The sequence below is a fragment of the Pseudomonas sp. p106 genome (assembly GCF_003936645.1).
Taxonomy (GTDB): domain Bacteria; phylum Pseudomonadota; class Gammaproteobacteria; order Pseudomonadales; family Pseudomonadaceae; genus Aquipseudomonas; species Aquipseudomonas putida_E.
Genome location: NZ_RHQR01000012.1, coordinates 108,611 through 126,003, shown reverse-complemented (window position 1 = coordinate 126,003; position 17,393 = coordinate 108,611). Strand labels below are relative to the sequence as shown.

General features: G+C 63.6%; 17 protein-coding genes and 2 pseudogenes. 9 read left to right on the top strand and 10 right to left on the bottom strand.

Annotation, left to right across the window (positions count from 1 at the left end; translation table 11 throughout):
- Window positions 1–100: 100 nt before the first annotated feature.
- The 3 genes from EGJ09_RS16225 to aroC form a co-directional block, all read right to left on the bottom strand.
- Entirely contained in the window at window positions 101–637 is a 537-nt protein-coding gene (locus tag EGJ09_RS16225) for an oxidase (RefSeq protein ID WP_125924361.1), read from the bottom strand.
- Complete coding sequence (locus EGJ09_RS16220) at window positions 637–1,791, bottom strand: MFS transporter (protein WP_046786615.1); 1,155 nt, start codon at window positions 1,789–1,791, stop codon at window positions 637–639. The genes EGJ09_RS16225 and EGJ09_RS16220 overlap by 1 nt, the downstream gene beginning before the upstream one ends.
- Before the next feature lie 149 nt (window positions 1,792–1,940).
- Window positions 1,941–3,032 carry a chorismate synthase gene (aroC, locus tag EGJ09_RS16215; protein ID WP_046786616.1) on the bottom strand — a complete coding sequence of 364 codons (1,092 nt, stop codon included), beginning with the start codon at window positions 3,030–3,032 and terminating at the stop codon, window positions 1,941–1,943.
- Window positions 3,033–3,173: 141 nt separating this feature from the next.
- On the opposite strand from aroC, the gene EGJ09_RS16210 reads away from it, so the two are divergent.
- Both EGJ09_RS16210 and EGJ09_RS16205 read left to right on the top strand, forming a co-directional pair.
- On the top strand, window positions 3,174–4,136 hold the full coding sequence (locus tag EGJ09_RS16210) for an alpha/beta hydrolase (protein WP_115272895.1): 963 nt from the start codon (window positions 3,174–3,176) through the stop codon (window positions 4,134–4,136).
- Between the two features lie 81 nt (window positions 4,137–4,217).
- Window positions 4,218–5,006, top strand: a complete 789-nt coding sequence (locus tag EGJ09_RS16205; RefSeq protein WP_125924360.1) for a hypothetical protein — start codon at window positions 4,218–4,220, stop codon at window positions 5,004–5,006.
- A gap of 82 nt (window positions 5,007–5,088) precedes the next feature.
- Here the strand turns inward: EGJ09_RS16205 and prmB are convergent, their stop codons facing one another.
- Window positions 5,089–5,997 carry a 50S ribosomal protein L3 N(5)-glutamine methyltransferase gene (gene prmB / locus EGJ09_RS16200; protein ID WP_046786619.1) on the bottom strand — a complete coding sequence of 303 codons (909 nt, stop codon included), beginning with the start codon at window positions 5,995–5,997 and terminating at the stop codon, window positions 5,089–5,091.
- A 179-nt stretch (window positions 5,998–6,176) separates the two neighbouring features.
- Between prmB and EGJ09_RS16195 the strand changes: the two genes are divergently transcribed.
- The 5 genes from EGJ09_RS16195 to EGJ09_RS16175 all read left to right on the top strand — a co-directional run bounded on the left by EGJ09_RS16195 (window position 6,177) and on the right by EGJ09_RS16175 (window position 8,879).
- The gene (locus tag EGJ09_RS16195) at window positions 6,177–6,767 is read left to right on the top strand and encodes a cysteine hydrolase family protein (RefSeq protein ID WP_046786620.1); all 591 of its coding nucleotides are present in this window, start codon (window positions 6,177–6,179) and stop codon (window positions 6,765–6,767) included.
- A gap of 89 nt (window positions 6,768–6,856) precedes the next feature.
- Window positions 6,857–7,177 carry a hypothetical protein gene (locus EGJ09_RS16190; protein ID WP_115272897.1) on the top strand — a complete coding sequence of 107 codons (321 nt, stop codon included), beginning with the start codon at window positions 6,857–6,859 and terminating at the stop codon, window positions 7,175–7,177.
- A 96-nt stretch (window positions 7,178–7,273) separates the two neighbouring features.
- A complete protein-coding gene (locus EGJ09_RS16185; RefSeq protein WP_125924359.1) occupies window positions 7,274–7,834 on the top strand; it encodes a Smr/MutS family protein in 561 nt (186 codons plus the stop codon).
- Between the two features lie 70 nt (window positions 7,835–7,904).
- A complete protein-coding gene (folE, locus tag EGJ09_RS16180) occupies window positions 7,905–8,450 on the top strand; it encodes a GTP cyclohydrolase I FolE (RefSeq protein ID WP_012313343.1) in 546 nt (181 codons plus the stop codon).
- Window positions 8,451–8,507: 57 nt separating this feature from the next.
- A complete protein-coding gene (locus tag EGJ09_RS16175) occupies window positions 8,508–8,879 on the top strand; it encodes a glutaredoxin (protein ID WP_115272898.1) in 372 nt (123 codons plus the stop codon).
- A gap of 533 nt (window positions 8,880–9,412) precedes the next feature.
- Here the strand turns inward: EGJ09_RS16175 and EGJ09_RS16170 are convergent.
- Window positions 9,413–10,015 carry a glutathione S-transferase family protein gene (locus EGJ09_RS16170; protein ID WP_125924358.1) on the bottom strand — a complete coding sequence of 201 codons (603 nt, stop codon included), beginning with the start codon at window positions 10,013–10,015 and terminating at the stop codon, window positions 9,413–9,415.
- Window positions 10,016–10,159: 144 nt separating this feature from the next.
- On the opposite strand from EGJ09_RS16170, the gene EGJ09_RS16165 reads away from it, so the two are divergent.
- The gene (locus EGJ09_RS16165) at window positions 10,160–11,350 is read left to right on the top strand and encodes a benzoate/H(+) symporter BenE family transporter (protein ID WP_125924357.1); all 1,191 of its coding nucleotides are present in this window, start codon (window positions 10,160–10,162) and stop codon (window positions 11,348–11,350) included.
- Window positions 11,351–11,473: 123 nt separating this feature from the next.
- Here the strand turns inward: EGJ09_RS16165 and EGJ09_RS27035 are convergent, their stop codons facing one another.
- The 5 genes and pseudogenes from EGJ09_RS27035 to EGJ09_RS16145 all read right to left on the bottom strand — a co-directional run bounded on the left by EGJ09_RS27035 (window position 11,474) and on the right by EGJ09_RS16145 (window position 15,933).
- Window positions 11,474–12,337 carry a methyl-accepting chemotaxis protein gene (locus tag EGJ09_RS27035; protein ID WP_371928088.1) on the bottom strand — a complete coding sequence of 288 codons (864 nt, stop codon included), beginning with the start codon at window positions 12,335–12,337 and terminating at the stop codon, window positions 11,474–11,476.
- Window positions 12,335–12,559 (bottom strand): annotated as a pseudogene (locus EGJ09_RS27030) (HAMP domain-containing protein); the annotation flags it as partial. The pseudogene EGJ09_RS27030 and the gene EGJ09_RS27035, both read right to left, overlap by 3 nt.
- A 1,238-nt stretch (window positions 12,560–13,797) precedes the next feature.
- A pseudogene (locus tag EGJ09_RS26790) lies at window positions 13,798–13,932 on the bottom strand (type VI secretion system tube protein Hcp); the annotation flags it as partial.
- 178 nt (window positions 13,933–14,110) lie between these two features.
- Window positions 14,111–15,004 carry a hypothetical protein gene (locus tag EGJ09_RS16150; RefSeq protein ID WP_125924355.1) on the bottom strand — a complete coding sequence of 298 codons (894 nt, stop codon included), beginning with the start codon at window positions 15,002–15,004 and terminating at the stop codon, window positions 14,111–14,113.
- Window positions 15,005–15,171: 167 nt separating this feature from the next.
- Window positions 15,172–15,933: an SDR family oxidoreductase gene (locus EGJ09_RS16145; protein WP_125924354.1), complete on the bottom strand. Its 762-nt coding sequence runs from the start codon at window positions 15,931–15,933 to the stop codon at window positions 15,172–15,174.
- Between the two features lie 336 nt (window positions 15,934–16,269).
- Here EGJ09_RS16145 and EGJ09_RS16140 point away from each other — a divergent pair, with 336 nt between their 5' ends.
- Window positions 16,270–17,271 (top strand): NADP-dependent oxidoreductase, encoded by a 1,002-nt coding sequence (locus EGJ09_RS16140; RefSeq protein WP_125924353.1) that lies wholly within the window; start codon window positions 16,270–16,272, stop codon window positions 17,269–17,271.
- Window positions 17,272–17,393 lie beyond the last annotated feature (122 nt).

Sequence of the window (17,393 nt, the reverse complement as noted above, 5' to 3'; positions counted from 1 at the left end):
CCTTTCGCGGGTAAACCTGCGCCCACAGGTACTGCATTGCCCTTAGGGATGGCGGGGTACCTGTAGGCTCAGGCTTGCCCGCGAGGGGCCGGAGCGGACACTAGAACTCGTCGATCCCAGCGTAAGTACGCGCCGTATCATCCCCGGTAAAGCGCGGCTGCATACCCTGCTCATTGGCATAGAGTCGCAGCGCCAGGCAGAACGGGTTGTCCCCCAGCTCCACCCAGCGCCGGCACCCTGCCGGGATCACCAGCTGGTCGCCTTTTTCACACACCAGCGCATACACATAGTCACCCAGGCGAAGCCCGACCTGGGCGCGACCTGTGACCACGGCAAACACTTCATCAACGTCATGCACATGCTCATCACGCAGGTCGACCTGTGCCGGGTCGGCACCGTCGCGGTTGAGCACACTGAATGCTGCGCAGCCTTGGGCAGTCATCAACCGGTCAAGGTGTTCGCGGCAGGCGCTCATGACCTCATCCTGGCTGCTGCCTGGCCGTATGCGCAGCGCCAGCGCAGCGTGGTGAAAACGCACGCCCTGCTCTGCCAGCGTTGCGGTGATGTCGTCGTGGTGGGTCAGTACCTTGTTCGGCAAGGCCGGGCTGGACGGGTGGAATACACAGAGGATGCTCATCAGCGGCAGGTCCTGGTCGATTTCAAACGAGTGGCAATGATAACGGCTGCCGCGAGCGCTGCGGCGCTGGCCATACCAAAGGTGAAGGTGGGGCCCAGCAGCTTCCAGCTGTAGCCCGAGTACAACGCCCCCAGCGCACCGCCGGTGCCCGACAGCGCCGCATACAATGCCTGGCCCTGGCCTTGCTGACGGGCGCCGAAACTGGCCTGGACGAACGCGATGGAGGCAGCATGGAAGCAGCCGAACGTGGCGGCGTGCAGCACCTGGGCGAAGATCAGCACGCCCGGCTCGCCCGCCAGGTTGCCCAGCAGCAGCCAGCGCAGGGCGGCCAACAGGAAGCTGGCCAGCAGCACCTGCTGCACGCTGAAGCGCGTGAAGATGCGGCTCATGGCCATGAAGATCAGCACTTCGGCCACCACCCCCAGCGCCCACAGCAGGCCGATGGCGCCGCGGCTGTAGCCCAGGTGCTCCAGGTGCAACGTGAGGAAGGTGTAGTAAGGCCCGTGGCTGAGCTGCATCAAGGCCACGCACAGGTAGAAGGCAACCACCCCGGGCGCCCGCAACTGGCGCAGAAAGCCGCCCGCGTCGCGCCGCTCGCCCTGCTCCACCGGCTGGGCATTGGGCACCCACAGGCTGGCCGCGACGATGCCCGCCATGATGGTCACCAGGGCGACCGGGTAGATATCCAGGCTCAGCCATTCGAACAACCGCCCAAGGCCGACCACGGTGAGGATGAAACCGATCGAACCCCACAGGCGCACCTGGCTGTAGCGCGCCGTCTGCCCGTGCAGGTGGGCCAGGGTGATGACCTCGAACTGCGGCAGTACCGCATGCCAGAAGAACGCGTGCAGGGCCATTACCAGCGCCAGCCAGGCGTAGCTCTTGCCGAAGAAGATCAGCGAAAAGGTGGCCAGGGTACACAGCGCGCCTAGGCGCACGATCAGCAGCCGCTGGCCGCTGCGGTCACCCAGCCAGCCCCACAGGTTGGGGGCGATGCAGCGCATCAGCATGGGGATGGCCACCAGCTCGCCAATACGCGCCGGGGGGAAGCCGAGGTGGTCGAAGTACAGGGCCAGGAACGGGGCTGTCGAACCCAGCAGAGCGAAGTAGAAAAGGTAGAAGCTGGACAGTCGCCAGTAGGGGATTGGGTTCATCAGGGCTCAGCCAGAATGGGGTATTGCCTGTACCGGCCCTATCGCCGGCAAGCCGGCTCCTACACTGCACCTGTGGAGCCGGTTCAAGCCGGCGCCCATGCTGCCCGTGTGGGAGCCGGCTTGCCGGCGATGGGGCCGGTACAGACGAATCAGAGCTGGCCCAGAACCGGCGTTGCGACCTTCACCTCGGCATTCTGCGCCCGGTGACGCAACAGGTGATCCATCAGCACGATAGCCATCATCGCTTCGGCGATCGGCGTGGCGCGAATGCCAACGCACGGGTCGTGACGGCCCTTGGTGATGACGTCGACCGGGTTGCCGTCCACGTCGATGGAGCGGCCCGGCACGGTGATGCTGGAGGTCGGCTTGAGCGCCAGGTGGGCGACGATCGGCTGGCCAGAGCTGATACCGCCCAGGATCCCGCCCGCGTTATTGCTGAGGAAGCCTTCGGGGGTCAGCTCGTCGCGGTGCTCGGTGCCGCGCTGGGCGATGCTGGCGAAGCCGGCACCGATTTCAACACCCTTGACCGCGTTGATGCTCATCAGCGCATGGGCCAGCTCCGCGTCCAGGCGGTCGAAGATCGGCTCGCCCAACCCTGGCATCACGCCCTCGGCCACCACGGTGATCTTCGCCCCGACCGAGTCCTGGTCGCGGCGCAGCTGGTCCATGTAGGCCTCAAGCTCCGGCACCTTGGCCGGGTCGGGGCTGAAGAAGGCGTTGTCCTGCACCGAATCCCAGGTCTTGAAGGGGATTTCGATCGGCCCCAGCTGGCTCATGTAGCCGCGCACCTGGATGCCCTGGGTGGCCAGGTACTTCTTCGCGATGGCGCCGGCCGCCACGCGCATGGCGGTTTCGCGGGCCGAGCTGCGGCCACCGCCGCGGTAGTCGCGGATGCCGTACTTGTGGTGGTAGGTGTAGTCGGCGTGGGCCGGGCGGAACAGGTCCTTGATCGCCGAGTAGTCTTTGGACTTCTGGTCGGTGTTGCGGATCAGCAGGCCGATCGAGCAGCCGGTGGTACGGCCTTCGAACACACCGGAGAGGATTTCCACCTCGTCCGGTTCCTGGCGCTGGGTGGTGTGCCGGCTGGTGCCGGGCTTGCGCCGGTCGAGGTCGTGCTGCAGGTCGGCGAGGGAGATTTCCAGGCCCGGAGGGCAGCCATCGACAATGGCGACCAACGCCGGGCCATGGCTTTCGCCAGCGGTGGTGACAGTGAACAGCTTGCCGTAGGTATTGCCGGACATGGACGCTCCGCGAGTCTGCCTGAAGTGAACGAGGGGAGCAGTATACGGAAAATTTCACAAGGAATGCTTGCCCGCTCCGGGGGGCTGCAGAACCTTCCCATGAACATTGGGTCAAACGCTCATCTCCCCATGTAGTACCGCCTGATGCCGCGCTTCGTCGCTTTCTTCCTCCTGCTGTGCACCGGCCTTGCCCAGGCAGCTTCACCCACCGTCCTGCAACGCCCTATCGACCTGGACACCGGCCAGGGTGTGCTGCATGGCAGCCTGCTGTTGCCGCAACAGGCCACCCCGCCCCCTGTGGTGTTGATCATCGCCGGCTCCGGCCCTACCGACCGCGATGGCAACAACCCGGCCTCTGGGCGTATCGACAACCTCAAACGCCTGGCGCTGCTGCTGGCCAATGAGCGCATTGCCAGTGTGCGCTACGACAAGCGCGGCGTGGCCGCCAGCCTGCCGGCCACGCCCGATGAGCGCGACCTCAGTGTCGAGCGCTACGTCGCCGACGTGGTGGCCTGGAGCCGCAAGCTCAAGGCCGACCCGCGCTTCGGCCCGCTGATACTGGTCGGCCACAGCGAAGGTGCACTGATTGCCAGCCTGGCCGCCGAGCAGGCCGGCGCCAGCGCCGTCATCACCCTGGCCGGCAGCGGCCGGCCCATCGCCGATGTGCTGCGCGAACAACTGGCGCAACGCATGCCGCCCGCGCAACTGGCCCGCAGCAGCGCCCTGCTCGACCGCCTGCAGGCCGGGCAGACCAGCCTGGATGTCCCCGCCCCTCTGCGCCAGGTATTCCGCCCCAGCGTGCAGCCTTACCTGATCTCACTGTTCCGGCAGGACCCGGCCAAGGCCTTCGCCCGCCTGCCGATGCCTGCGCTGATCATCCAGGGCCGCAATGACGTGCAGGTGGATGTGGCCGATGCCCAGCGCCTGAAGGCGGCCAAACCCGATGCCCAACTGGTACTGATCGACGGCATGAACCACATGCTGCGCATCAGCCCCAAGGCCATGAGCGAGCAGCGCGACAGCTACCTGAACCCTGAATTGCCGCTGGCCCGTGAGCTGGGTGAGCGGGTGGTGACGTTCATTCATCAGTTGCCCTCAGCCTGAGGAGATCGCCGCACAATGGCCTCAGGTCCTGGGCGATACGGCCGATAAGCTCGGTATTGGCTTGTATGTGAGAACGCCCTGATGACCGACGCCCCCGCCGCCGTAGAGCCGGCCGAAGAGCCGCAAGCCCCGGACAGCCCAGCGCTGCCCTGGGCTGACCTGGCAGTAGAACACTTTCAGTTGCTGCGCCTGGCGCCACTGCCCACCGACCGCAACAGCGGCGCGCGGCCGCTGCGTTTCGTCGAGTTCGGCCATGCCGAGCGCCACGACAAGGCGCACAGCCTGCTGCGCATGGAAATCCGCCTGCCCGGGCAGAAGGTGCGCAAAGAGCAGAACCAGTTGGATGTGCGGGTTGACCACCTTGAGCGGCGGGTGAGCATCGGCAGCGACAGCGGCCTGCAGCTGGAGCCACTGAACCGCGGCCTGGGGCGTTTCATGCTGGCCCAGGCCGTGCAATGGCTGCAGCGCAAGTGGTCGCACTACCACATCGAAGGCATGGCGCTACCGAACAAGGATGCCCTGAACGAAGACACGCGCCTGCGCCGTGACCGCTTCCTGAGCGCGACCGGCATCGAGGTGGAGTACGCCGACGGGCAGCACCTCAAAGGCCGCACGGTCGAAGCCACGGTGGGCCAGCTCAAGGGCGGCTGGAACAGTGAGAAGGTGCAGCGGGTGGCCATGCTCGAGGCGGCCGGGATGCTGCAGCAGGCCGAGCAGAACCTTCTGGAGAAGGAGGCGCAACTGCGCGAGCGCGATGAGCGGGTGGCCAAGTACCAGCGCGAGGACAGCGGGCTGCGCTTTACCATTACCTGCCTGGTGGCGTTTGCGGTGTTCCAGGCTGGGTTGTTGATCTGGATTGCCACCCGCTAGAGCAAGTGGGCGCATGCCATGGGTGTTACAGCGGCTTTGAGACCGTGCAACGCAAGGCATGCCCCACCCCATCAAGCCCCAATCAAACGCGGGCCTTGAACAGCTCCTGATGTTGCCGGCACTGCTCCGCCGTCAGCATGAACACCCCATGCCCACCGCGCTCGAAGTCCAGCCAGGCGAAGTCGACCTCCGGGTACAGCGCCTCGACATGCACCTGGCTATTGCCCACCTCGACAATCAGCAGGCCCTTCTCGGTCAGATGCTCGGCCGCCTCGGCCAGCATGCGCCGCACCAGGTCCAGGCCATCGTTGCCGCAGGCCAGGCCCATCTCCGGCTCATGGTGATACTCGGCCGGCATGTCGCCGAAGTCCTCGGCATCGACATACGGCGGGTTGGACAGGATCAGGTCGAAGCGCTGCCCCGGCAGGCCCGCGAAGCCGTCACCCTGTACCGTGAATACCCGCTCGTCCAGGCCATGGCGTTCGATGTTCTGGTTGGCCACTTCAAGCGCTTCGAAGGACAGGTCGGCCAATACCACCTCGGCCTCGGGGAACACCTCGGCCGCTACGATACCGATGCAACCGGAGCCCGTGCACAGGTCGAGAATGCGCGCAGGCTCGTTGGCCAGCCATGGCTCGAAGCGTTTTTCGATCAGCTCGCCGATCGGCGAACGCGGTACCAGCACACGCTCGTCAACGATGAACGACATGCCGCAGAACCACGCCTCACCCAGCAGGTAGGCAGTGGGTACACGGTCTTCGATACGGCGCTTGAGCAGGTGCTGCAGGCGTACACGCTCGTCGTCCTCGAGCTGGCAATCCAGGTAGCTGTCGGCGATTTCCCATGGCAGGTGCACGGCGCCCAGCACCAGCAGGCGGGCTTCATCCCAGGCATTGTCGGCACCGTGGCCGAAAAATAGCTCGTGCTCGTGGAAGCGGCTGACCGCCCAGCGGATGTGGTCGCGCAAGGTGCGCAGACGAGATGTGATCACGGGGTACTCCTATTCAGATCTGGACAAAAGTCTAACAGCCCGCACCGCACAAATGTTCCTGCGGATCGCCCAGCGGGTAGCCACAGGCCAGTAACTGCGCCGGTTTCGATGTCAACCATTCCCATTGGCGCCAAGGCAAGGGAGAATAGGTATACAAAAGCCCTTCCAAGGAGCCCTTGATGTCCGTTCCAACCACGATGTTCCGCCTCACTGGCCGCGATTACCCGCCGGCCAAGCTGAGCCAAGCCAGCCTGATCGTCATCGATGCGCAAAAAGAGTACCTCAGTGGTCCGCTCGCGCTGTCGGGCATGGACGAGGCCGTGGCCAACATCGCCAGGTTGCTCGACGCCGCCCGCAAGGCCGGCCGTCCGATCATCCACGTCCGCCACCTCGGTACCGTCGGCGGTCGCTTCGACCCGCAAGGCCCTGCCGGTGAATTTATCCCGGGGCTGGAGCCACACGACGGTGAAATAATCATCGAAAAACGCATGCCCAACGCGTTCAAGAACACCAAGCTGCACGAAACCCTGCAGGAGCTGGGGCACCTGGACCTGATCGTCTGCGGTTTCATGAGCCATTCCAGCGTCAGCACCACCGTGCGCCGGGCCAAGGACTATGGTTATCGTTGCACCCTGGTGCAAGACGCTTCGGCGACCCGCGACCTGGCCTTGAAAGACCGCGTGATTCCCGCTGCGCAGATTCACGAGTGCGAAATGGCCGTGATGGCCGACAACTTCGCCTGCGTCGCCCCCACCGCCAGCCTGATCTGAGCCTGGCGAGCTGACCACCGCCCGGCAGCCGGGCGGAACCCGGGGGCCGGTTGCCGGTCGAATTTCTGATGCCCACAGAGGAAATCGGAATGAAGCTCAAAGGCAGTTTCGACGCCAAACGCCTGCGCCAGCGCGAGCCACGCAACTGGGGCGCCCGCCTGGCCGCAGGCCTGTCGGCGCTGCTGGCCACGTTCGGTGTGCTGCTGGCCATGGCCGGCGTCGCCGGGCTGCTCGGTAATTACCCGGCCTTTGCCGAGCTCAATGCCAACCGCCCGCTTTCGATTACCCTGAGCGTGGTCGGGCTGGTGCTCCTGTACCTGGGCGTGCGCTTCTGGCGGCGCAGCCGCATTCGCCTGCGCCGCGGTCGGGAGCTGAACATGGCGCCGCACCTGATGAAAAAGCACGACTGAAGGCTGTGCTGAAGCCCCCTGGCCCTGCCGGCGGCAGGGCCATTGCTGACGCCACAGGGTTGATCGCGTAAACTACGCCGCCCACGTGGAGGCACCATGCAAGACGACGATTTTTCCCTGTTCAGCGCCGAGGTGCGCGGCGTCAAGCCGATCAAGCACGACCGTGCCGAGGTCGGCAAACCCAAGGCTGACCGCAAGCAGCTGGCCGGCCTGCGCCAGGCGGCGACCGTGCGCACTGACCAGACGTTGGTGATCGACGGCCTGTCCGACCAGTTCGTCATCGACGTGGGTGCCGAAGACGAGTTGATGTGGCGCCGCGACGGCGTGCAGGAAACCCAGCTGCGCAAGCTCAAGCTCGGCCAGATCGCCTTCGAGGGCAGCCTCGACCTGCACGGCATGACTGTCGAGAAGGCCCGCGAAACCCTGTGGGCCTTCATTGCCGAGGCCACCAAGCTGGAAGTACGCTGCGTGCGCGTGACCCACGGCAAGGCCGCACGCCTGGATGGCAAGCGGCCAATGATCAAGAGCCACGTCAACACCTGGCTGCGCCAGCACCCGCAGGTGCTCGGTTTCGCCTCCTGCCAGGCCCGCCACGGCGGTACCGGTGCCGTGTACGTAATGCTCAAACGAACCATGATGGAAGGCCGCGACGAGTAACGCCGCGCTTGCAGCGCAGGCTTTGCCGCCGTAACCTTCGTTTTTGCGATTTTTTCCCACAGGTAGATACATGTCCCTGGAACAGAACTACACCGAGATCCTCAGCCAGATCGGCGAGGACGTCTCCCGTGAGGGCCTGCTCGACACGCCCAAGCGGGCTGCAAAGGCCATGAAATACCTTTGCCGCGGTTACGAGCAGACGCTGGAAGAAGTGACCAACGGCGCGCTGTTCACCTCCGACAACAGCGAAATGGTGCTGGTCCGGGACATCGAGCTGTATTCGATGTGCGAACACCACATGCTGCCGTTCATCGGCAAGGCGCACGTGGCCTACCTGCCCAAGGGCAAGGTACTGGGCCTGTCCAAGGTCGCGCGGATCGTCGACATGTTCGCCCGCCGCCTGCAGATCCAGGAAAACCTCAGCCGCCAGATCGCCGAGGCCGTGCAACAGGTGACCGGCGCTGCGGGTGTGGCGGTGGTTATCGAAGCCAAGCACATGTGCATGATGATGCGCGGTGTGGAGAAGCAGAACTCGACCATGCTCACCTCGGTGATGCTCGGTGAATTCCGCGACAACCCGGCCACGCGCATGGAGTTCCTCGGCCTGATCAAATGATCGGCGCGTGACCCGAGCCGGCCCTGTGGGTCGGCTTTTTATTTTCAGGAGTTGCAGATGATCGTCAAAGCCTTGCGGGTCGGCCTCGGCCAGCTCATCGTGATCGGCGACCTGATCAGCCGCCCGGCCAAGCGCAAGCGCGATGCCGCGGCCCAGGCGCATGTCGAGCAGCAGGCCAAGGGCCTTGCGCTGTACCAGTTCCATGCGTGCCCGTTCTGCGTGAAAACCCGCCGCACCCTGCACCGCCTTAACGTGCCAGTGGCATTGCGCGATGCCAAGAACGACCCAGAGCACCGCCAGGCGCTGCTCGAAGGTGGCGGCCGAGTGAAAGTGCCGTGCTTGCGCATCGAAGAGCAAGGCAACGTGACCTGGATGTATGAGTCCAAGGCAATCATTGCCTACCTGGACAAGCGCTTCGCGAGTATCTGAGGCGGTTTTTTGTAGGAGCGGCCTTGTGTCGCGAAAGGGCTGCGCAGCAGCCCCGGCAATTTGTGTTGCTCAGCTGAGTTTTGGGGCCGCTTCGCAGCCCTTTCGCGACACAAGGCCGCTCCTACCCGCAGCAAGGTGCAAATGCCCGCGCTGAACAAAGCCAGGTGGTGATGACACTGGAAGCGCTCAAGGTCGCTGTTCACGCCTGTAGGAGCGGCCTTGTGTCGCGAAGGGCCGCAAAGCGGCCCCAGGATATCAGCGGCGCCACAGATATCCTGGGGCTGCTACGCAGCCCTTTCGCGACACGAGGCCGCTCCTACCCGCAGCAAGGTGCAAGTGGCCGCGCTGAACAAAGCGGGGTGGTGATGGCACTGGAAGCGCTCAAGGTCGCTGTTCACGCCTGTAGGAGCGGCCTTGTGTCGCGAAGGGCCGCAAAGCGGCCCCAGGATATCAGCGGCGCCACCGATATCCTGGGGCTGCTACGCAGCCCTTTCGCGACACAAGGCCGCTCCTACGGAACCTGTGAGGCCTGCTCAGCCCAGCATCGGCACATGCCGAGGATGCGCGGCCACCCGCTCCAGCCAGGCTCGCACACCCGGGTACTCGGCCAGGTCGAACCCACCCTGATGCGCCACATGGGTGTAGGCATACAACGCCACATCGGCAATCGAATACTGCTCGCCCACCAGGTACGGCGTCATCTGCAACTGCCGCTCCATCACCCTCAATGCCTTGTAACCGCCCTTGTGCAGCTTGCGGTATTCGTCCACGCGCTCGTCAGGCAAACCCAGGTAAAACTGGATGAACCGCGCCACGGCGATGTACGGCTCATGGCTGTACTGCTCGAAGAACTGCCACTGCAGCACCTGGGTACGCAAACGCGGCTCGCTGGGCAGGTACTCGCTGCCATCGGCCAGGAAATTGAGAATGGCGTTGGACTCCCACAGGCAAGTGCCGTCCTCGAGCTTTAGCACCGGCACCTTGCCATTGGGGTTCATCGCCAGAAATTCCGGCGTTTCGGTCCCACCCTTGAGGATATCCACCGGATGCCATTCATAAGGGCGGTCCAGCAGGCTGAGCATCAGCTTGACCTTGTAACAGTTGCCCGACTGGTAGTCGCCATAGACTTTGTACATCGCCCCTCCCTCCCATCCAGTTGCGCATTCGTGCCCAATAGTTGGCGACTGTACGGCTAAAAGCAATGCCCGCTGTATGGCAAGGATCAACCCGACGCGCGTTAGTCTGAAAAAACTGCTTACACATGGACAAGGACTTACCCCATGACCGATGCCACCTCCGCACGCCTGCGGCCCCTGGCAGACAGCTCAACGTCGGCCGTCGTCGCCGGCTTCATCGCCATGCTCACCGGCTACACCAGCTCGCTGGTGCTGATGTTCCAGGCTGGCCAGGCTGCGGGCCTTTCCACGGCGCAGATCTCGTCGTGGATCTGGGCCCTGTCCATCGGCATGGCGGTCTGCAGCATCGGCCTGTCGCTGCGCTACCGCACGCCGATCACCGTGGCCTGGTCGACGCCCGGGGCTGCGCTGTTGATCACCAGCCTGGGCGGGGTCAGCTACGGCGAAGCGATCGGTGCCTATATCACCTGTGCCGTGCTGGTACTCATCTGCGGCCTGACCGGCAGCTTCGAACGCCTGGTCAAACGCATCCCGGCATCACTGGCCTCGGCATTGCTGGCTGGCATCCTGTTCAAGATCGGCAGCGAAATCTTCGTCGCAGCGCAGCACCGCACGCTGCTGGTGCTGGGCATGTTCTTCAGTTACCTGCTGGTCAAACGCCTGTCGCCCCGCTACTGCGTGCTGGCAGCTTTACTGGTGGGCACCGCGCTGTCCGGCGCACTGGGTTTGCTGGACTTCAGCAGCTTCAGGCTGGAAGTGGCCACACCGGTGTGGACCACGCCCAGCTTCTCGCTGGCCGCGACCATCAGCATCGGCATTCCACTGTTCGTGGTGGCCATGACCTCGCAAAACATGCCGGGCGTTGCCGTGTTGCGCGCCGACGGTTATCAGGTACCGGCTTCGCCATTGATCTCAACCACCGGCTTTGCCTCACTGCTGCTGGCCCCGTTCGGCTCGCACGGCGTCAACCTGGCGGCCATCAGCGCAGCGATCTGCACCGGGCCGCATGCCCATGAAGACCCAAGCAAGCGCTATACAGCGGCAGTGTGGTGCGGGATTTTCTACGGCATTGCCGGGGTGTTCGGCGCCACGCTGGCGGCGTTGTTCGCTGCGTTGCCCAAGGAGCTGGTGCTGTCTATTGCGGCATTGGCGCTGTTCGGCTCGATCATGAATGGCCTGACGGTGGCCATGAGCGTGGCGCGCGAGCGGGAGGCAGCGCTGATTACCTTCATGGTGACGGCGTCGGGCTTGACCCTGTTTTCGATCGGGTCTGCATTCTGGGGGATTGTGGCGGGGGTGGTGACCCTGCTGATTCTCAACCCGCGCAGGGCCTGACCGAAGGGGTGCCGTACCGGCCCCATCGCCGGCAAGCCGGCTCCTACAGGCACCCCACTGACTTCAAGGCTTGTGGGGTACCAGTGGGAGCCGGCTTGCCGGCGATAGGGCCGGTACAGACGTTCACAAACGGAAATGCCCCACCATCCCCTTAAGGTCACTGCCCAACTGCGCCAGCTCTATACTCGACTGCGCATTACCCTGCATTGCCAATGCCGCCTGATCGGCACTCCCACGAATCTGCGTGACACTGCGGCTGATCTCTTCAGCCACCGAACTCTGCTGCTCTGCCGCCGCAGCAATCTGCTGGTTCATCTGCTGAATCAACGACACCGCTGCCGCAATACTGCCCAGGGCACTTTCGGTTTGCAGCGCATCGGCCACCGCCAGGCGCACCAGGTCGGTACTGCCACGGATCTGCGCCACCGACTGCTGGGCATTGCCGCGCAGGCTGGCAACCAACCGCTCGATCTCCTCGGTAGACTGGCGGGTACGCCGGGCCAGCGCCCGCACCTCATCGGCCACCACGGCAAAACCACGCCCCTGCTCACCCGCACGCGCCGCTTCGATGGCGGCATTGAGCGCCAGCAGGTTGGTCTGCTCGGCAACGCTCTTGATCACTTCCAGCACATCGCCAATGGTGTGGATCTCGGCGCTCAGGCTGTCGATACCGGCGCTGGCCGCATCCGCCGCCGCCGCCAGTTGCTCGATACGCTGCATGCTCTGGCGCACCACCACCTGGCCCGAATCGACCTTCTCGTCAGCGGCCTGGGCCGCCAGTGCCGCCTCTTCGGCATTGCGCGCCACATCGTGCACGGTGGCGGTCATCTGCTGCATGGCGGTCGCCACCTGCTCGGTCTCTTCCTTCTGGCTGCCCACTTCGCGGTTGGTCTGCTCGGTTACCGCTGACAGCGCCTGGGCACTGCCAGCCAGCTGCTCGATACCCTGCTGCAGGCCGCTGACGATGCCCGACAGCCCGGCAGCCATCTGCTGCATGGCCTGCATCAACTGGCCCACCTCATCGTTGCGCGCAGCTTCCGCGTCCAGGCTCAACTCCCCGGCAGCGATGCGCTGGACACGGCCAATCACCCGTTTGAGCGGGCCGACCACCGCCCGCGTGATCAACCACCCCGCCAGTACCCCCACCAGCAGCGCCAGGCCGGTTGCCAGGGCGATGGCCACGGCATTGCGCGTCAGCTCAGCCTGCATCGCCTGCTCGTCCGCCGCATAGGCCTGATCGACCCGCTGCGTAGCCTGCTCGGCACGCGCCTGCAGTTGCGCCTTGATACCGTGCTCTTTGCCGAGCAGGTCGGTGTATTCGTTGAGTTTGTCGGAGAAGCTGGCGATATGCCCCTGCACCTCGCCCAGCACGCTCTGGTAGCCCGCATCGCCGACCCCCGCCTTGAGCTGCTCGACCAGCCCCGCCGCCTCAACTGTCTGGGCGATGCGGCCTGCGGCTGCGCCCTCCTCGCCTTTGCGGCTCTGGTCCAGCCGCACGCGCGCCTCGTCCATGGCCTGCAGCATCAAGCGGGATACCTGGGCCACCTGCGCCGCCTGCTCCAAAAACTCCCCGCCTTGCTGGCCTTGTGACTGCTTGAGCGTGTAGGTGCCGTCATCGGCCAGGCCGGCCTGCAGTACATCGAGGTTGTTGGCCACGCTGGAGACCGACCAACTGGCCATGTCCAGCGCCAGCTCCTTGGCCTGCACCGCTTCGACAAAGGCTTCGAAGGCCTGGCCATACGCCGCCAGGTCCGCTTCGGCCGCCGCCAGTGCCGGCAGGCTACGGGCGCGCTCGCTGAGGTTGTGCAGGCCGCTGCGCAAGGCCTCGGCCTCCTTGATATCGGAGCGCAGGGCAAAGGCCTGTTCGTGCTGGCGCAGCTTGAGCAGGTCGGTATTGAACTGGCCCAGCTGGCGCAGGCCACCGAAATGCTGGCCGACGCTGTACAGCGCGGCAATGCCGATGGCTGCCACCGCCAGGGTCAGCAGCAATACCAGGGCAAAGCCCAGGCCCAGCTTGCGGGCCATGCCCAGGTTGGCCAGAAAACCCTGCCTGCTCGCCTCCATACGCCGCCCCCTTGCTCTCAGAGTTTGCAAAGGCCAAGCGTGGCAACGATTGCGTTGAACTCACAAGGGCTTGAGGGCGCAATAGTGTCAAATAGCTATGAGCGTGTCGTAATCAGCTTGCTGAAGGTCGCCCTGCATGTGAAAGAAAGGCCAGAGCACGGGAACCCTGCCCATGAGCGACATCGATGCGCAAGCCGTTCGGGCCCGGACGAGCATGTCGGTAGACGGCACGCCCTTCCCCACGAACAGTACGCCGCCAAGTTTCCCAGAGAAATACACAAAAGAACTGCAGAAACGTCATTTGTCCTGCTCTTCTATAATCTGGCGCAAGGTGTTTCCATTTACTAGAGCCTCCACCCCAAGCGCAGGACCACTCATTTTTTATTGAAAGAGAGCACCCTGATTTCATCACGGCGACCCTCTTGGCATTTGTTACCGATGGACTCCTGTGAACTACAGCCTACCGAGCTCAACCCCTGATGCTGGCCGGTAATGTTCATGTAGTCGTTGAACGCCATATGCGGAACTCGTTGTAAACGAGGCACACAGGCTAGGTGAAGGAGCAGGTACGTCTGTCGGCTCGAACTGAAAAAGTCGTGCGCCGATAAACACAATGTTCATCGGCGCAGGGAATACAGGTAAGTGGGGTTCAGAGTGCCGGTATTCCTGAAGGGGGTGCTAATTGACCGGCTGGGCTCAGCATGGAGCCACATCCTGCAACAGCCGCTCCATCAGCCCGGTGGGGGTATGCTTGCGCAGGGTATCCGGCGCCACTGCCGGCGCCTTGCTGGCCAGGAACTCCCGTAGATCGCGTTGCTCATCACCCAACACATAGAAACGGTCCGGGTGATAGAACGCCGTGTCCCTGACCCGTTGGTTATCGGTAATCAGCTTTTTGTCGAAGAACGCGGCCTCCAATGGCCGCAAGGTCAGGCCGGTCTGGCCCGGCTGGTTGATCTCCACCAGCACATCGCTCGCATTGGCTTTGGCTAGGTTGGCTTCGTAGGATAAGCCCGTATCGACGAAATATCTGCCCGATTCCTGGGAGGTATCATCCTTCACGATCAGGAAATCAATATCACAGCCCAACGCCGCCAGCTCTTGCCCCAGAGCCTCCCGGCGCTGCGCCCGCCCCTTGTCATAGCCAAGGAAGAAACACAGCGGTTTTTGCGCGCCGTCGCCCCGTGCAGTGCCGGGTTGCCTGGCATCGTCAAGGTCGAATGGGAAAAACTGCTCCAGCGGCGTCATACCCAGATGCTCGCACTGAACCGGGTCGTAGCTGTAGATATGATCGAACAGCGGCCGCATCCGCTCAACGAAGCGTGCATCGACCAGGTCGCGGACCAGTAGCACCCGCTTACCGGGAAAACCGTTTACCAGATGCAGATGCCGCCCACGCTTAAGTTGGGCTTCATTGCACACCAGCATGTCACCGGCAGCAGCCCCATTGACCGCACTGACACGCCGGCCCAGCCATTTGAGCAACAACGCTCCACCACCAAGCGCTCGCGCCAAGCGCACGACTCTTCGTGCATAGGACGGCAGTTCGAACATCCGCACAGTATGCAACTGCGCCAGGCTTTCGATCATGATTTGCTCGTAGCGGGCTTTCCAGCCCAAGAAGTAAACTGTCACGCGGGTAGGCTACTCTACTGGTCAATGGGTTAATACAGGGGCGGGAGTATACACAAGCTAGTAGCATATCGCCTTTACGCAACTTAACACCGATACCAAGCGGCCTTAACTCGCATCAGGTTTCAAATTGCGGTAGCCCCACCATCCACCGTCAGGCTATGCCCGGTAGTGAAAGCTGCCCCATCACTGCACAGGTACACCACCGCACTGGCGACTTCCTCGACCTTGCCGATGCGACCGACCGGGTGCATTGCGGCGGCGAACTCGGCCTTGCGCGGGTCGGCCTCGTAGGCGCGGCGGAACATGTCGGTATCGATCACCGCCGGGCACACCGCATTCACCCGGATGCGCTTCTTGGCATATTCGATGGCCGCCGATTTGGTCAGGCCAATCACCGCGTGCTTGGACGCGCTGTAGATGCTCATCTTAGGCGCCGCGCCCAAGCCTGCCACCGAGGCAGTATTGACGATAGCCCCGCCGCCCTGGGCCAGCAACAGCGGCAGCTGGTACTTCATGCACAGCCACACCCCTTTGACGTTGACGCCCATGATGGCGTCGAACTCTGCCTCGCTGCCCTCGGCCAGGCGGCCCTGCTCGATTTCGATACCGGCATTGTTGTAGGCATAGTCCAGGCGACCGTAGGCCTGAATGACCTGCTCATGCAGCCGGCGCACATCAGCGTCACGGGTCACGTCACAGGCCACGAACAGCGCCTGGCCACCGGCCTCGTTGATCAACGCCACGGTGCCCTCACCACCGACCGGATCGAGGTCGGCCACCACCACCTTGAGCCCCTCACGGGCAAACGCCAGAGCCGTCGCCCGGCCGATACCCGCCGCACCGCCAGTGACCAGTGCTACCTGGCCGGAAAAGGTCATGCTCATCGAATGCTCCAATCATGGTTGCAGCAAAGCGCAATTTTTTAATGTGGGAGCGGCGCTTGCCGGCGATCGAGCGCGCAGCGCTCGCCCCGGCCTGCAGGCCTTTCTCAATGCCCGAAACAAAGGGCCATTCCACAGCCCATCGCCGGCAAGCGCGGCTCCCACAAATGGTTGCAGCAGCCTTTGGCTTCTGCGCTCAGAGTCTAGTCAGCCTGCCAACCCACTGGGCAGCATCATCAAGCCAGCGGTTGGGCTATCATGCCTACCAGTGATTTTGCAGACCTGTTGTCATCACCACGTTAAATTGACCCTTCTGCTCCTGCCCACAAGGACCCCGCCATGACCCAGACCAACCGCCGCTTCCTGCTGGCCAAACGCCCGACCGGCGCCGTACGCCGCGACGACTTCACCTTCGAGACGGTGCCCGCCGATGCCCCCGCCGCAGGCCAGATCCAGGTACGCAACCTGTACCTGTCGCTGGACCCGGCCATGCGCGGCTGGATGAATGAAGGCAAGTCGTACATCCCGCCCGTGGCACTCGGCCAGGTAATGCGCGCCCTGGGTGTAGGCGAAGTGGTGGCCTCCAACCACCCCGACTTCAAACCCGGCGACCATGTCAGCGGCGCGCTCGGCGTGCAGGACTATTTCACCGGCGAGCCCCAGGGCCTGCACAAGATCGACCCCAACCTTGCCCCCCTGCCCCGCTACCTCTCAGCCCTGGGCATGACCGGCATGACCGCCTACTTCGCCCTGCTCGATGTCGGCCAGCCAAAAGAGGGTGACACCGTGGTCATCTCCGGTGCTGCCGGCGCCGTGGGCAGCATCGTCGGCCAGATTGCCAAGATCAAGGGCTGCCGCGTCGTCGGCATTGCCGGCGGCGCGCAGAAATGCCAGTACCTCAAGGATGAACTGGGGTTCGACGGCGTCATCGACTACAAAGCCGAAGACGTGCTGGCCGGCCTGAAGCGCGAATGCCCCAAGGGCGTTGACGTGTACTTCGACAACGTCGGTGGCGAGATCCTCGACGCCGTGCTCACCCGCATCAACTTCAAGGCCCGCATCGTCATCTGCGGGGCGATCAGCCAGTACAACAACAAGGAAGCAGTCAAAGGCCCGGCCAACTACCTGGCGCTGCTGGTGAACCGTGCGCGCATGGAAGGGTTCGTGGTGATGGACCACGCCAGGGAGTACGGCAAGGCCGCGAAGGAAATCGCCGGCTGGCTGGCCAGTGGCAAGGTCAAGAGCAAGGAGGATGTGGTGGAGGGGCTGGAGACGTTCCCAGAAACCCTGCTCAAGCTGTTCAGCGGGGAAAACTTTGGCAAGCTGGTGTTGAAGGTTTGAAATACAGGGGCCGCTCACGCGGCCCCTTAGCACATTTCAACGTTAAGTATCGTTAAGAACCTGTACGAAAAATGTGAAAAAACTGTAGTATTGGATCCATTATCCATGGCTATTTGATACTA

Excerpts from the sequence above, each read along its gene's own strand:
- EGJ09_RS16225 (WP_125924361.1), bottom strand. The coding sequence starts at position 637 with ATGAGCATCCTCTGTGTATTCCACCCGTCCAGCCCGGCCTTGCCGAAC.
- EGJ09_RS16220 (WP_046786615.1), bottom strand. The coding sequence starts at position 1,791 with ATGAACCCAATCCCCTACTGGCGACTGTCCAGCTTCTACCTTTTCTAC.
- aroC (WP_046786616.1), bottom strand. The coding sequence starts at position 3,032 with ATGTCCGGCAATACCTACGGCAAGCTGTTCACTGTCACCACCGCTGGC.
- EGJ09_RS16205 (WP_125924360.1), top strand. The coding sequence starts at position 4,218 with ATGACCGACGCCCCCGCCGCCGTAGAGCCGGCCGAAGAGCCGCAAGCC.
- EGJ09_RS16195 (WP_046786620.1), top strand. The coding sequence starts at position 6,177 with ATGTCCGTTCCAACCACGATGTTCCGCCTCACTGGCCGCGATTACCCG.
- EGJ09_RS16190 (WP_115272897.1), top strand. The coding sequence starts at position 6,857 with ATGAAGCTCAAAGGCAGTTTCGACGCCAAACGCCTGCGCCAGCGCGAG.
- EGJ09_RS16185 (WP_125924359.1), top strand. The coding sequence starts at position 7,274 with ATGCAAGACGACGATTTTTCCCTGTTCAGCGCCGAGGTGCGCGGCGTC.
- folE (WP_012313343.1), top strand. The coding sequence starts at position 7,905 with ATGTCCCTGGAACAGAACTACACCGAGATCCTCAGCCAGATCGGCGAG.
- EGJ09_RS16175 (WP_115272898.1), top strand. The coding sequence starts at position 8,508 with ATGATCGTCAAAGCCTTGCGGGTCGGCCTCGGCCAGCTCATCGTGATC.
- EGJ09_RS16170 (WP_125924358.1), bottom strand. The coding sequence starts at position 10,015 with ATGTACAAAGTCTATGGCGACTACCAGTCGGGCAACTGTTACAAGGTC.
- EGJ09_RS16165 (WP_125924357.1), top strand. The coding sequence starts at position 10,160 with ATGACCGATGCCACCTCCGCACGCCTGCGGCCCCTGGCAGACAGCTCA.
- EGJ09_RS27035 (WP_371928088.1), bottom strand. The coding sequence starts at position 12,337 with ATGGCTGCCGGGCTGTCGGGCATCGTCAGCGGCCTGCAGCAGGGTATC.
- EGJ09_RS16150 (WP_125924355.1), bottom strand. The coding sequence starts at position 15,004 with ATGATCGAAAGCCTGGCGCAGTTGCATACTGTGCGGATGTTCGAACTG.
- EGJ09_RS16145 (WP_125924354.1), bottom strand. The coding sequence starts at position 15,933 with ATGAGCATGACCTTTTCCGGCCAGGTAGCACTGGTCACTGGCGGTGCG.
- EGJ09_RS16140 (WP_125924353.1), top strand. The coding sequence starts at position 16,270 with ATGACCCAGACCAACCGCCGCTTCCTGCTGGCCAAACGCCCGACCGGC.